The sequence below is a fragment of the Ruegeria sp. CF5 genome (genome assembly GCF_056537325.1).
The window spans coordinates 63565-78005 of sequence record NZ_JBQFRI010000005.1 but is presented as its reverse complement, the minus strand read 5'-3'; the positions used below and the strand labels follow the sequence as shown (position 1 = coordinate 78005).

Sequence of the window (14441 nt, the reverse complement as noted above, 5' to 3'; positions counted from 1 at the left end):
GATATGAAACTGAACGAACTGCGCGACAATCCCGGCGCCAACCCGAAACGCACCCGCGTTGGTCGTGGCCCCGGTTCCGGCAAAGGTAAAATGGGTGGCCGTGGTATCAAAGGCCAGAAATCCCGTTCGGGTGTGGCCATCAATGGCTACGAAGGCGGCCAGATGCCGCTGTACCAGCGCCTGCCCAAGCGTGGCTTCAACAAGCCGAACCGCAAGGAATTCGCCGTTATCAACCTGGGCCTGATCCAGAAATTCGTCGACGCGGGCAAGCTGGACGCATCCGCTGCGATCACCGAGGATGCGCTGGTCGCCTCCGGTCTGGTGCGCCGCAAGCTGGACGGTGTCCGCATCCTGGCCAAAGGCGAAATCAGCGCCAAGGTGAACCTGGAAGTGACCGGTGCCTCGAAAGCCGCTGTTGAAGCGGTCGAGAAAGCGGGCGGTTCACTTACGGTCACAAAAGCCGCTGCGGCAGAGTAAGCGCTTGTGAGCGGGCGAAGACCCGCTTACATAGACCTCAGAGTTTTCCAAGACGCCGCCCGAGCCGGAAAACGGTTCCGGGCGGTGTTTTCATAAGAGAGACCGATTTATGGTATCAGCAGCAGAACAAATGGCAGCCAACACTAGCTGGGCTGCTTTGGGCAAGGCCACCGATCTGCGCAACCGCATCCTGTTCACGCTGGGTTTGCTGATCGTCTATCGTCTGGGCACCTTCATTCCGGTGCCGGGGATTGATGGTCAGGCACTGCGCGAGTTCATGGAACAGGCGGGGCAGGGCATCGGCGGCATGGTTTCGATGTTCACCGGCGGGGCGCTGGGACGGATGGGTATCTTTGCCCTCGGCATCATGCCCTACATCTCGGCCTCGATCATTGTGCAGCTGCTGACCTCGATGGTTCCCGCGCTCGAACAACTCAAGAAAGAGGGCGAGCAGGGACGCAAGAAGATCAACCAGTACACCCGTTTCGGCACCGTGGCGCTGGCCACCGTTCAGGCCTATGGTCTGGCCGTTTCGCTGGAATCGGGCGATCTGGCCACCGATCCCGGTCTCTATTTCCGTATGTCGACCATGATCACGCTGGTTGGCGGCACCATGTTCCTGATGTGGCTGGGTGAACAGATCACTGCACGCGGCATCGGTAACGGCATCTCGCTGATCATCTTCGTCGGCATCATCGCCGAGGTTCCGGCGGCACTGGCGCAATTCTTCGCCAGCGGACGCTCGGGCGCCATCAGCCCCGCCGTGATCGTTGGTGTGATCGTCATGGTCATCGCTGTCATCACCTTCGTGGTGTTCATGGAACGCGCCCTGCGCAAGATCCATATCCAATACCCGCGCCGCAACGTAGGTATGAAAGTCTATGAGGGCGGCTCCAGCCACTTGCCGGTCAAAGTAAACCCGGCAGGCGTGATCCCGGCGATCTTTGCCAGCTCGTTGCTGCTGCTGCCGGTCACGATCTCGACTTTCTCGTCAGGGGCTGCAAATGGTCCGATCATGTCGTGGCTGCTGGCCAACTTTGGCCCCGGTCAGCCGCTCTATCTGTTGTTCTTCGCGTCGATGATCGTGTTCTTCGCCTACTTCTACACGTTCAACGTGTCGTTCAAACCGGACGATGTGGCGGATAACCTGAAAAAGCAGAACGGCTTTGTTCCGGGCATCCGCCCCGGCAAGAAAACCTCTGAATATCTGGAATACGTGGTCAACCGCGTGCTGGTACTGGGCTCGGCCTATCTGACGGCAGTCTGTCTGCTGCCGGAAATCCTGCGCGGTCAGTTCGCCATCCCATTCTATTTTGGCGGCACCTCGGTTCTGATCATCGTCTCTGTGACCATGGATACTATCCAGCAGGTCCAGAGCCATCTGCTGGCGCATCAATACGAAGGGCTTATCGAAAAGTCCCAGCTGCGCGGCAAGGGTAAGAAACGCAGCAGGAAGGGACCCGCTCGTCGATGAACATCATTCTTCTGGGCCCCCCGGGGGCAGGTAAGGGCACGCAGGCGCGCCATCTGGTTGACACCCGCGGTATGATCCAGCTGAGCACCGGCGACATGCTGCGCGAGGCGCGTACCAGTGGCACGGAGATGGGCAACAAGGTCGCGGCGATAATGGACGCGGGCAAGCTAGTCACCGACGAGATCGTGATTGGCCTGATCGAAGAGAAGCTGACCACCGAGAAAGGTGCCGGTTTTATCTTTGATGGATTCCCGCGCACACTTGCGCAGGCCGACGCCCTGGCGGCGCTGCTGACCAAACTGGGCCAGTCGCTGCACACTGTGATCGAGATGCGCGTCGATGACGAAGCGCTTGTTGACCGGATCACCGCGCGCTCGACCTGCTCCGGTTGCGGGGAGGTCTATAACGACCACACCAAGCCGATTCCGGCCGATGGCGTCTGCACCAATTGCGGCCAGAAAAAAGAGTTCACCCGCCGCGCAGATGACAACGAAGACAGTCTGCGCACCCGCCTGATGGAATACTACAAAAAGACCTCTCCGCTGATCGGCTATTACTATGCCAAGGGCGATCTGCGTCCGGTCAACGGGCTGGCCGATATCAGGGAAGTGACTGCCTCGATCGAGGCTATCCTGGGGTGAGTCCGGTAAGGGCTTGACGCCACCGCCAAAAGCCCATATCGACCCCCATCCCCTTGGGGAATCAACACCGCCTGCGGGATTCGTCCCGTTTGCATCGACTACCTCGTACAAATGCTGGATTCTCTGGCGTCACTGCCAAGATCAAGCGTTGTGAAAAAAGGTTCCGGAGTTACGGAACCGCAACGAAAAAGGAAAGTGACACGTGGCACGTATTGCCGGCGTAAACATCCCGACTGCCAAGCGGGTACCTATCGCCCTCACATATATCACCGGAATCGGCAACACCTCGGCTAACGCGATCTGCGAAGCCGTAGGCATCGACGTAACCCGTCGTGTGAACGAACTGAGCGATTCCGAAGTTCTGGCCATCCGCGAACACATCGACGCAAACTACACCGTCGAAGGCGACCTTCGCCGTGAAGTGCAGATGAACGTCAAGCGCCTGATGGATCTGGGCTGCTATCGCGGTCTGCGTCACCGCCGCAACCTGCCGGTTCGCGGTCAGCGTACCCACACCAACGCTCGTACCCGCAAAGGCCCCGCAAAGGCCATTGCCGGTAAGAAGAAATAAGGGAGGGTCTGACCGATGGCACGTGACAAGACACGCATCAAGCGCAAAGAGCGTAAGAACATCGCATCGGGCGTCGCCCATGTGAATTCGACCTTCAACAACACCAAGATCCTGATCTCGGACGTACAGGGCAACGCCATCTCGTGGTCGTCTGCCGGTACCATGGGCTTCAAGGGATCGCGCAAGTCGACACCCTATGCTGCCCAGATGGCTGCAGAAGATGCCGGCAAGAAGGCGCAGGACCACGGTGTCAAGACGCTGGAAGTCGAAGTTCAGGGCCCCGGTTCGGGTCGTGAATCGGCACTGCGCGCGCTGGCTGCAGTGGGCTTCAACATCACGTCGATCCGCGACGTGACGCCGATCGCCCACAATGGCTGCCGCCCGCCGAAGCGCCGCCGCGTCTAAGCGAACGCAATTTTAAGCTGGGGCCGTGTCACGATACGCGGCCCCGGTTCGCCGTTTTGAAACCTCGGGCGTCTGAGCCTTTTCTGGACATGGGGCGCAGACAGGAATGGAGGGATTACATGATCCATAAGAATTGGGCAGAATTGATCAAACCGACCCAGCTTGACGGCAAGCCGGGCAATGATCCTGCGCGCAAGGCCACCCTGGTTGCCGAACCGCTGGAGCGTGGTTTTGGCCTGACTCTGGGCAACGCGCTGCGTCGCGTTCTGATGAGCTCGCTGCAGGGCGCCGCCATCACCAGCGTTCAGATCGACAACGTATTGCACGAATTCTCGTCGGTTGCGGGCGTTCGTGAAGACGTCACCGACATCATCCTGAACCTCAAGCAGGTCGCCCTGCGCATGGAAGTCGAAGGCCCCAAGCGCCTGTCGATCAATGCCAAAGGCCCCGCAGTTGTCACCGCCGGTGACATCAGCGAAAGCGCCGGCATCGAGGTTCTGAACCGCGATCACGTCATCTGCCACCTGGACGATGGCGCCGACCTGTTCATGGAACTGACCGTCAATACCGGCAAAGGCTACGTTTCGGCTGAAAAGAACAAGCCCGAAGACGCACCCATTGGCCTGATCCCGATCGATGCGATCTATTCGCCGGTCAAAAAGGTTGCCTATGACGTTCAGCCGACCCGTGAAGGTCAGGTTCTGGACTATGACAAGCTGACCCTGAAGATCGAAACCGATGGCTCGATCACGCCGGAAGATGCGCTGGCCTTTGCTGCACGTATCCTGCAGGACCAGCTGTCGATCTTCGTCAACTTCGACGAGCCGGAATCGGCTGGCCGCCAGGACGAAGACGATGGTCTGGAGTTCAACCCGCTGCTGCTGAAGAAAGTGGACGAGCTGGAACTGTCGGTCCGTTCGGCAAACTGCCTGAAGAACGACAACATCGTTTACATCGGCGATCTGATCCAGAAGACCGAAGCCGAGATGCTGCGCACTCCGAACTTCGGCCGCAAGTCGCTGAACGAGATCAAAGAAGTTCTGTCCGGTATGGGTCTGCACCTCGGCATGGATGTCGAGGACTGGCCGCCCGACAACATCGAAGATCTGGCCAAGAAATTCGAAGACGCGTTCTAAGCGCGTCTTCCCCAATGCCCGGGCTGCCGGGGACCATATGGGCACTTCCGCCCCAAGGAGAGCCGGTGACACGCATCGCCGGCCAGACAAAGCAAAACGCGAAAGAAGGAACTAGAAAATGCGTCACGCACGTGGTTACCGCCGCCTGAACCGTACTCATGAGCACCGCAAGGCGCTGTTTGCGAACATGGCTGGCTCGCTCATCGAGCATGAGCAAATCAAAACAACTCTGCCGAAGGCAAAAGAACTGCGCCCGATCATCGAAAAGCTGGTCACTCTGGGCAAGCGCGGCGACCTGCATGCCCGTCGTCAGGCCGCAGCACAGCTGAAAGAAGACAAAGACGTCGCCAAGCTGTTCGAAGTTCTGGGCCCCCGCTACGCCGAGCGTCAGGGCGGTTATGTCCGCATCCTGAAGGCAGGCTTCCGCTATGGTGACATGGCTCCGATGGCGATCATCGAATTCGTTGATCGTGACGTCGACGCCAAGGGCGCAGCCGACAAGGCACGCGTCGCAGCTGAAGAAGCGGCTGCTGACGAAGAATAAGAAAGCCCGGCTTTCTGATTTGACCCCTGCGTCCCGGACGCGGGGGTTTTTTTGTTGCGTAACAAAAAACAGGCGGGGACTGTCCTAGTTGCCTTCCGCTTTGTGAATGTTGTCCTCTGACGCGCCTGCGGACAGGTCAGCATCGGAAAAGGCAGGTGTTTCCGGCAATTCCAGATGCAGGGACGACGTGTGGTCGATCTCCGTTTGCCCCCTTGTCAACGTATAGTCTAGAACGTGCCCTCCGGTCCTGAGGTCGTTGGAAATAAAGTGCAGGTGATAACCGGGAACTCCAATCCCCACGGCGTAATCGGGACAACGAAATCCAAGAATGGTGCCGTCCACGTCGTCCAATTCAAACTCGGCCTGTGTTTTCACGACTTCAAGCAAGGGTTTGTAGGGTCGTTCCTGCCGAAGCACGTTTCGATACCTGATATACTTGATCCGGCCGGTAAAGCGGATTGCGTAAAACAGGTTCCGCTCTGCCGCCCTTTCGTCCATTTGGCTTTCAAATTCTGGTTTGTCGGTCTCAACGTTCATTTCAAATGAATCCGTCGGCTGGAAATTGATGACGGCCGCATAAGGCGTAAGGTCGCTATCCTTTGCCCTGTTGGCTTTACCTTCACCGTCCAGCCGATAGGCCACGCCGTCCAATACAATCATTTCGCCATCCAAAGCGTTGAACGTGCCCAATCCAAAATCACCATGTTCGAGCAGCTCTTTGACCGACACCGTACCGTCGTAGACCCCTTGCATAATCGCGCTGAGCAGCGAGGCCTGATAATACTCATGAGCGTTTTCTCCCGCGCCGGATCGCCTTGCCTGATGGTGGCTGGCGACCGCGGTTGCAAAGGTCAGTTCCCGATCCTGATGCATGAGGTGTTCTCTCTCACGTTTAATGGTGTTGTGAATAATGTCTTGCACCGTACCCGATTGAAACTGAGTGCGGTACCGCGTGTGTGGCTTGATCCCTTGCATTCCGGGCTACAGCCCCGCATATCCGTCTGGCGATGTCGTCGGAGGGGTGTTTATGCTGCGAATCCTGATTTCCCTTTTGTTGCTTGCAGGGGTGGCCAATGCCGAATCCCGAGTGCCAACGTCGCAGGCTGAAATCAGTCTTGGTTTTGCGCCTGTAGTCAAGCAGGCGTCTCCGGCGGTGGTCAACATCTATGCCAAGATTGTGCGTCAGGGCCGCGTAAACCCGTTGTTTTCCGATCCATTCTTTCAGGATTTCTTTGGCAAAGGCTTTGGAACGCCGCGCCCGCGGGTTCAGAATTCGCTGGGCTCGGGGGTTATCCTTTCCGGGGATGGCTATGTGGTGTCGAATTACCATGTGGTTGGCATGGCGTCAGAGATTCAGGTCGTCACCACCGACAGGCGTGAATTCACCGCCGAGGTGGTTCTTGGGGATGAGGAAAGCGATATCGCCATTTTGCGCCTGCATGAGGCCAGCGGGCTGCCCTATCTGAAGCTTCGCAATTCGGACCGCGTGGAAGTGGGCGAACTGGCATTAGCTATCGGCAACCCATTCGGTGTCGGCCAAACCGTTTCGTCGGGCATCGTGTCGGGGCTGGCCCGATCCGGGACTGCGACCGGCAATGCGCGCGGTTACTTTATCCAGACAGATGCGCCGATCAATCCGGGCAATTCGGGCGGCGCGCTGATCGACGTGAATGGCGACCTGATCGGGATCAACACCTCGATCCTTAGTCGTTCGGGTGGATCAAACGGTATCGGGTTCGCTATTCCAGCCAATCTGGTTGGCGCCTTTCTGCGTCAGGCGCAGGACGGGAATGCCAGTTTTGTCAGCCCCTGGGCGGGAATGGCCGGGCAACATATGAGTGCTGACATTGCAGATTCACTCGGGCTTTCGTTGCCCGAAGGCGTTGTGATTTCCGATCTGCACCAACTCAGCCCGCTGGCTGAGGCCGGGTTCCGGGTGGGAGATGTCGTTACGCATGTAGACGGAGAAGAGGTCAATTCCCCGGCAGAGATGAAGTTCCGCATGTCCATTTCCGGCATAGGTGGTACGTCGGTTCTGTCCCGGTTGCGTGGCACTGACCGGGACGAAGTCGAGGTTGCACTGATTGTCGCGCCGAATACGCCACCAGCCGAGGAAACGGTTCTGGATGAAGGTACGGTGTTGCCGGGACTGACCGTGGCGCGGGCCAATCCTGCATTGATTTCAAAGATGGGTCTGCTGCTGTCACAGGCGGGTGTGGTTGTGGTCGATCCGGGCCCGTACGGCGCGCGCGCAGGCCTGCGACCCGGCGATGTTCTGAGCGAGGTCAACGGAAAGGACATGCAGCGACCGCGCGACGTGGTTCGGGCGCTGACCGATCCGGGCCGCCGGGTACAGCTCGAACTGTTGCGTCGAGGCCGGCCTTTGTCATTGCGATTCAGAATCTGAGGCATGGCTGACCTGCCCGTAAGGCTTTGCGCAGCAATCCTGTGAGGGGGCAACCAAAGTCGCAGTTTTCCTGATTGGTTCGGCGGAGCTTTCTGCCGACCAGATATACTGTCGCCAATACTGCCAGCACGGACTGACTACCCGGCATCTCTATGCGGCATACTCGCAGGAAGTGGGCACGAAGGATCACACTGAAATCGGGATTTGGCGTTGGCGTTAACCTCGCTGGAAAGTTTCTGGCTGGCCACGAATAAGGCTTGACTCTCCTGCAAAATAACCGACTAAAAGGATCAGATAAGTAATCCCGACATTTTTAGTCGGTTGTGAATAAGAGGGACACCCCATGCTTAAGCCCATACTGAAACTCACTTCGGCGCTTGTCGTTACAACGCTCGCCGGTGGGGCAGCTCTTGCAGATCAGGCCTACGGCCCTTTTCCCGTCACCCTGAAAGGTTATGAGGGCGACAAAACCAACTCTGTGTCCTATTCCGGTCAGATCGCACGCCACGTGCTGCATGACAGCCTAAAAAAAGCGGCTGGCAAGGGCGACGGTGGCAACAACGCAGCCGAGGTTGAAGCGCTGATGCTGGCCTACTTCAACGGATCCGAAGAAGACCTGGCCATTATCGCTCCGGCGTCAAAGGATGGCTTCCCGGTCAAGCAATCGACCGTGAACGAGATTTCCAAAGGCAAGAACATCTCGGGCAAGTTCTACAAGGGCGCAATGACTGCATGGCCCGGAAACCAGTCCGGCGTCGATGCTGCACTGCAGATGATCAAGATGGCGGCGTCCTCGAACCAAGGCTATGACCCGGTGAACGGCATGGACTGGGGTCAGCTGATCTCGAAATTCACGCTGGGCGCGATGGCGTATAACCAGGCGGTCGACAATTATCTCGACGAGAAGCTGGAAGCCGACAACAAGCCCAACAATGAGCCCTACAAAGAGGGTGCGCATTACACAGGCAAAGAACATGTGTGGGACGAGGCATTTGGCTATTTCGGCGCTGCTGCGCATTCGGCCAGCCTGTCACCCGAGCAGAACTATGGTGTGTCCAAGCAGAAAGACATGGCCGCTGCCGACGCAAACGGTGATGGCGTCATCGACCTGAAGACCGAAATGGTCTTTGGTCCGGCCTACTATGCCGCAGGTGCTGACAAAGGTGGCAACAAGAACACCCAGTACATGACCACCATCTTCAACGCGTTCCGTGATGGTCGTGCACTGATCGCGTCGGCCAATGGAGAGGCGCTGACCGATGAGCAGCGCGCCGAGCTGAAGAACTATGCCGATATCATCGAAACCAACTGGGAAAAGACACTGGCGGAAGCCACGTTTAAATATGCCGGTTCGGTTTACAAGGACATCGACAAGATCAAATCGGGCGAGGACAGCGACAAGGCGCTGCGCAACTATGCCAAGCACTGGGGTGAGCTCAAGGGCTTCTCGATGGCGCTCCAGTCGGGCAAGAACAACCTCGGTGCGACTGCTATCGATCTGAACTGGCTGATCGGTTTTGGCCCCGCGATGCCCGACGGCAAGATGGTGTCAGACATCGATGCCGACGGCAACTTTGTTCGCGACCGCGAGATGACGCTGGATGACTATCAGGTTAACATGCTGAAAGTTCAGAAATTGTTGATCGACACGTTCGGCATCGAATCTCGCGCCAATGACGCAACAGCCGATCTGGCGGCGTTGGCTGAAAAGCTGGGCGAGAACGCTTCGGCGGAAAACGACTAAGGGTCTGTTGATCCTCCCGGCGGCGCGGCTAAAACGCCGCCGGGACACTGGCCGAAAGGCATCATTTGGAAATTCTCGATCACATAGGCTCTGTTTTTGCGGATTTTTCCAACCCAAAGAAGCGTGTCTTCTTTGGGTATCTGTTTTTGACTGTCCTGATCGCGCTGCTCTGGTTGGTGGCGGTGCGCGGATCATCGGTCAAACTGGCGCTGCGGCAGGTCTTTGACCGCAGGATTCTGTTTTCGGCCTCGGCCATTGCGGACTACAAGATTTTTGTGATCAACCGCGTGTTCACACTGTTCATTTCACCGCTTCTGCTATCGCAATTGGCGATCGCAACTGCCCTGTACTATGCGCTGCATGACGTTGACTTCCTGCGGCGAGGCGTGTTTTCGGATGCCCCGACGGGTGTGATTGTCGCGCTGTTCACTGCGACGATCTTTATCGTCGATGATTTCACCAAATATCTGGTGCATCGCTGGATGCACCGCTGGCCGCTGCTCTGGGCCATTCACAAGACCCACCATTCCGCTGAAACCCTGACACCTATCACGGTCTATCGTACTCACCCGCTGGAAGGTATCCTGTTCGGCCTGCGTAGCGCCGTGGCGCAGGGCACAACAATGGCCGTTTTTCTGTTCTTCTTCGGCAATGCAGTGGATCTGTATACGGTACTGGGCGTCAACGTCATGTCCTTTGTCTTCCATGTGACGGGATCGAACCTGCGGCACTCACATGTCGCGATCCGGTACTGGCCGTGGTTGGAGCATGTCCTGATCTCTCCGGCGCAGCATCAGGTGCATCATTCCATCGCGCGCGAACATCACGACAAGAACTTTGGTGTGGCTTTGGCGATTTGGGACTGGCTGTTCGGTTCGCTGCATTTGTCGGAGCAGGACAGCCAGCTTAAGTTTGGTTTGCAACCGCACGAAGCACACGCATCGAACATTCTGGATATCTACCTGCGTCCGTTTGCCGATATGGCGCGGATTGTGCGGCGCAGAACGAGCAAGTGGCGCGAAAGTATCGAGTGGCGGTCCCTGCGCAATCGCTGACGGTCGTGGGTGCAGTTAACCCGGCACGGTGCGCTGACCTTTTGAGGCAGGTTCTTCGTAGTTCCTTCTAATCAAATGAGAATCGTCAGGTAATAGGGTAACGCCTTGAAAGCAGGCCTGTTGTGCGCGCTTTTGGGAACGTGCCCGACAAGTGATAGAATTGCGGGTACAAAGATTTGTTCCAAGCCGGATTGGGAACAGCAAGGGAGACCTGAGATGAAGGGCGACAAAAAGGTAATCGAATATCTGAACAAGGCGCTTCGGCATGAGTTGACGGCGGTCAGCCAATACTGGTTGCACTATCGCCTTCAGGACGATTGGGGACTTGGCAGCATGGCCAAGAAAAGCCGCGAGGAATCCATTGAAGAGATGGAGCATGCGGACAAGCTGATCGAGCGGATCATTTTTCTTGAAGGACATCCAAACCTGCAAAAGCTGGACCCGCTGAAGATCGGAGAGAACCCGCGTGAATCGCTGGAATGCGATCTGGCCGCAGAGCAAAGCGCCCGGGCCCTGTACAAAGAGGCACGGGACGTCTGCAAGGACGCGGGTGATTATGTTTCGATGGGATTGTTCGAGGAATTGATGTCAGACGAAGAGGGTCACATAGACTTTCTTGAGACGCAGCTTGACCTTTATGATCGGGTCGGTCCTGAACTCTTTGCTCAGCTTAACGCAACCAAAATGGAAGACGCAGACTGAACCGATTTTCAGGTGCTGAGTTGATCGTCATCCGCCAAGACGGCCAGAGTCGGGGTAAAGTGGATTGCGCCGATGTTGGAAACTGATGGTTTGAGGTCCGCCGGTTGGGAAATCCTTCGGACGAGAAAACTCTGATCACATTTGGACCGTTACTTCAGCCAGAAATTCTTTGTTCGATAAGAACATGTCCTACGTCGCCAGGGCGCAGATGAACGGGCATTATCTGCCACTCACGATCCTGTCTGATGCCCGGCAGTTTTAAGTTGCCGAAAGGTAGGATTACTTTGGAGAAGGCTGTCGTAAGTTCCCAAACCGACGATGCGGCCGGAATCCAACACAACTATATGGTCGCAATATCTGACAGTGCTTGGCTGCAAAACTCAGGGCATCCGCTTTGCCAGAATCCTGATGTCAGTGCCTGCGGCCTGAGCGTCTGTCGCAGCCGCTCGGCTGATCAAGGCAGGGGTTGCGCAGATCACTCTTTCGCTGGTGACACTGCCCGCTGGTAGAGATGCCATGTGGTGTGACCAAGGATCGGCAAGGTGAAAATCAGCCCCAGAAACGCCGGAACCATCGACAACAGAACGGTGCCAGATATGATTGCCGCCCAGCCGAGCATGACCACCGGGTTTTCCGTGACGACGCGAATGGACGTTAACATGGCAGACACGAAATTGGTTTCCCGGTCGAGCAGCATGGGCATGGCAACCACGGTTACCGAGAACAGAACAGCCGACAGGAACGCGCCGGCACAGGTGCCAACAGCAAGGAAGGTCCAGCCCTGCGGCGTGAAGAATACGGTGTTCAAGAAACCCTCGAAATCCGAGAAAGACGCATTTTGAAGTGTGATCGCCAGCCAAAGCCGAACCTGATAAATCCACACCCAGAAAATGAACAGGGTAACAAAGGCCATCCAGCCCATCTCGCGTTTGCGCTGATTGGCCATGACGGTGAGGATTTCCGACCAACCGAAACTCTCTCCGTTCTGTAACCGACGGGACATTTCATAAAGCCCGGCAGCTGCGAAAGGCGCGACCAGCGGAAACCCTACAATGGCGGGAATGATCATCCAGATCTTGCCGAGCCAGACCAGGCTCCAAACAAGCAGAATACCGAAAACCGCATAGAACAGGCCGAAGAACCCACTCATGACGGGGCGAGCCAGAAAGTCGGAAAATCCAGCCTTCAGTGACGCGGAAATGTCCCCTGCAGTCACCCTGTTGATCTTGGGCAGTCCCTGCTGCTGCGGCGTCAGATTGTCCGGTGGTTTGGAATCTGCGGTTTTGAATGTCATGACACACTCCTCCCAAAGCATGGCACTGTGCTGGTCCGCTTGCCATCAGGCGCAGCGGCGAAGCAGACATTTCTTTAACGTATTCAAGTTTGCATCAGATGACGCATCGCGGCAAGGAGGGAGTATGGTAGCCAATTCCGCATTCACCCACTTTGACACCCAGAAAGTGCTTCGGATGGCGTAACCATCCGAAGCCTTTAGAGAAGATGAAACTGAGATAGCGGAAACCGTCGCAATGGCCCTCGAACCATCAGACATTTCAACTTTGCAGACCGAGTGGCTTTGACCTCAGGGAGGTACTACAACCAGCCCATCTTATAGTGGTGGTGATCAAAGGTCAGATGTTGCCCGCAACCAGCCAGTCCCGAGCGGTGGTGGCGATAAAGTGCCCGCCAATAAGGCTGAATAGCAACACCTTCATCCTGTATCAGTTTCTGGATTTTTGCCATCACTTCGCGGCGCTGATCCGCATCGGCAATGGCAAGTGCCTCGTCTAGCAATGCATCGAACTCCTCGTTTTCCCAGCCGAACTCGTTCCAGGCCTCACCAGAGCGATAGGCTACGTTCAGGATTTGTACCGCAAGGGCGCGATGGTTCCAGTTCGTTGCCGAGAACGGGTATTTGGTCCAGTCGTTCCAGAAGGTAGATCCGGGCAGTACCGTGCGTTTGACCTTGATCCCGGCGTCACGCAATTGGGCAGCGACCGCGTCGCAGGTGTTTTTGCGCCAGTCATCGTCGATCGAGATCAACTCGTGCTCGAAATCGGCCATTCCGGCCTCTTCCATCAGCTGCTTGGCTTTGGCCGGATCGAATTCCGGTGGCTGCAATTCGGCATAGGCTGGATGTACCGGCGCGACGTGGTGGTTCTCGGCCGGGGCGCCCAGATTGTTGTATCCCAGTTCAAGGCAGATAGCATTGTCCACCGCCAGGGCCAGCGCGCGGCGCACACGGACATCCTCATAGGGACGCTTACCGTTGACCTCGGCCAACTGGTTGGGACGAACCACCAGGGTCGAGGCGGTCACAACCTCGGATTTTTCCAGTCCAAGATCGTCGAGGATGGCGATATACTCGCCCACGGATTCATGCAGCATGTCAACTTCTTCGGCGTCGATGGCCGCAATCCAGGCCGATGGGTCCGTGCCAAAATCCAGATATTCTATGCGGTCCAGGTAAGGGCCACCATAAACTTCGGTTCCCCACCAGACATGATCCGGCACTTGCTCTAGGACACATTTTTCACCAACCGCATATTCAACGATTTTGTATGGCCCTGTGCCGATATTGTTTAGCAGGTCGTTGGTGTCGAAACCGGCGTGAATAATCTGCGCCGGATAGTCCGCCATAGCCGGGATCAGTGAGATGTCGGGACGCGGCAGATTCAGTTTGACGGTCAGATCATCGACCACCTGAACACTGCCCGCAATGGCCTTGTCGGTTTCCTTGTCTACCAGCGTCGCCATGCGACCGGCCATCGAATTGCCTTCTACGGTCTTGTCGCACCAGCCTTCGATATTGCGAGCCACATCGGTGGCGGTGAAGGGATCGCCATTGTGCCATTTCACACCGGGGCGGACTTTGAGCGTGTATTCCGTGGCGGTGTCGTTCACTTCCCAGCTATCCAGCAACATGCCCCGGAACGATCCGTCATTGTTGTATTCAACAAGATATTCGAAAGTTCCCCGGGTGATATTGCCGATTTGGGACCAGTCGTAAACGCGAGGTTCTTTCAGCCCTTTAACATCCATCTGTATCCGCAAAGTACCACCCTGTTGCGGCGTCGCTTCCTGCGCCTGAGCTGGATTGGGTTCGCCCAGCAGGCCATAGGCAGCACCGGCGCTAAGACCAAGCGCGGTGGAACGCGCCAGAAAATCGCGCCGCGTGATCTTGCCGTCGCGCAATTCGCGCGCATGCATTTCAGCGGCGGGGTGCAATTGGTGCTTTGGTTGGTTTGATAACATTGGAATCTCCGTGTGTTGGTCTGAGCGGGC

Annotated in this window: 14 protein-coding genes; 11 read left to right on the top strand and 3 right to left on the bottom strand. The window is 56.8% G+C overall.

Going from position 1 to position 14441, the window contains the following annotated elements; all coding sequences use genetic code 11:
- The first annotated feature begins 3 nt into the window (after positions 1-3).
- The 7 genes from rplO (at position 4) to rplQ (ending at position 5248) form a co-directional block, all read left to right on the top strand.
- On the top strand, positions 4-477 hold the full coding sequence (gene rplO / locus ACR0NW_RS13290; RefSeq protein ID WP_170653914.1) for a 50S ribosomal protein L15: 474 nt from the start codon (positions 4-6) through the stop codon (positions 475-477).
- 109 nt (positions 478-586) lie between these two features.
- Complete coding sequence (gene secY, locus ACR0NW_RS13285) at positions 587-1951, top strand: preprotein translocase subunit SecY (RefSeq protein ID WP_170653916.1); 1365 nt, start codon at positions 587-589, stop codon at positions 1949-1951.
- Positions 1948-2592 carry an adenylate kinase gene (locus ACR0NW_RS13280; protein WP_170653918.1) on the top strand — a complete coding sequence of 215 codons (645 nt, stop codon included), beginning with the start codon at positions 1948-1950 and terminating at the stop codon, positions 2590-2592. The genes secY and ACR0NW_RS13280 overlap by 4 nt, the downstream gene beginning before the upstream one ends.
- Before the next feature lie 202 nt (positions 2593-2794).
- The gene (gene rpsM, locus ACR0NW_RS13275) at positions 2795-3163 is read left to right on the top strand and encodes a 30S ribosomal protein S13 (protein ID WP_170653920.1); all 369 of its coding nucleotides are present in this window, start codon (positions 2795-2797) and stop codon (positions 3161-3163) included.
- Positions 3164-3178: 15 nt separating this feature from the next.
- On the top strand, positions 3179-3568 hold the full coding sequence (gene rpsK, locus ACR0NW_RS13270; protein ID WP_010437126.1) for a 30S ribosomal protein S11: 390 nt from the start codon (positions 3179-3181) through the stop codon (positions 3566-3568).
- Between the two features lie 119 nt (positions 3569-3687).
- Positions 3688-4704, top strand: coding sequence for a DNA-directed RNA polymerase subunit alpha (locus ACR0NW_RS13265; protein WP_170653922.1), 1017 nt, complete (start codon positions 3688-3690; stop codon positions 4702-4704).
- Between the two features lie 118 nt (positions 4705-4822).
- Positions 4823-5248, top strand: a complete 426-nt coding sequence (gene rplQ, locus ACR0NW_RS13260) for a 50S ribosomal protein L17 (protein WP_170653923.1) — start codon at positions 4823-4825, stop codon at positions 5246-5248.
- Between the two features lie 84 nt (positions 5249-5332).
- On the opposite strand, the gene budA is transcribed toward rplQ, so the two are convergent.
- Positions 5333-6121 (bottom strand): acetolactate decarboxylase, encoded by a 789-nt coding sequence (gene budA / locus ACR0NW_RS13255; RefSeq protein ID WP_480450649.1) that lies wholly within the window; start codon positions 6119-6121, stop codon positions 5333-5335.
- A 154-nt stretch (positions 6122-6275) separates the two neighbouring features.
- Here budA and ACR0NW_RS13250 point away from each other — a divergent pair, with 154 nt between their 5' ends.
- From ACR0NW_RS13250 to bfr, 4 genes are all read left to right on the top strand, one after another.
- Positions 6276-7655 (top strand): trypsin-like peptidase domain-containing protein, encoded by a 1380-nt coding sequence (locus ACR0NW_RS13250; RefSeq protein ID WP_480450648.1) that lies wholly within the window; start codon positions 6276-6278, stop codon positions 7653-7655.
- A gap of 343 nt (positions 7656-7998) precedes the next feature.
- Positions 7999-9399, top strand: coding sequence for a DUF4856 domain-containing protein (locus ACR0NW_RS13245; RefSeq protein ID WP_480450647.1), 1401 nt, complete (start codon positions 7999-8001; stop codon positions 9397-9399).
- A gap of 146 nt (positions 9400-9545) precedes the next feature.
- Positions 9546-10454, top strand: a complete 909-nt coding sequence (locus tag ACR0NW_RS13240) for a sterol desaturase family protein (RefSeq protein ID WP_480450646.1) — start codon at positions 9546-9548, stop codon at positions 10452-10454.
- A 216-nt stretch (positions 10455-10670) separates the two neighbouring features.
- Positions 10671-11156: a bacterioferritin gene (gene bfr / locus ACR0NW_RS13235; protein ID WP_170653928.1), complete on the top strand. Its 486-nt coding sequence runs from the start codon at positions 10671-10673 to the stop codon at positions 11154-11156.
- Between the two features lie 475 nt (positions 11157-11631).
- On the opposite strand, the gene ACR0NW_RS13230 is transcribed toward bfr, so the two are convergent.
- Positions 11632-12450 (bottom strand): DUF2189 domain-containing protein, encoded by an 819-nt coding sequence (locus tag ACR0NW_RS13230; RefSeq protein ID WP_480450645.1) that lies wholly within the window; start codon positions 12448-12450, stop codon positions 11632-11634.
- A 299-nt stretch (positions 12451-12749) separates the two neighbouring features.
- Positions 12750-14411, bottom strand: coding sequence for an ABC transporter substrate-binding protein (locus ACR0NW_RS13225; RefSeq protein ID WP_480450644.1), 1662 nt, complete (start codon positions 14409-14411; stop codon positions 12750-12752).
- Between the last annotated feature and the right edge of the window lie 30 nt (positions 14412-14441).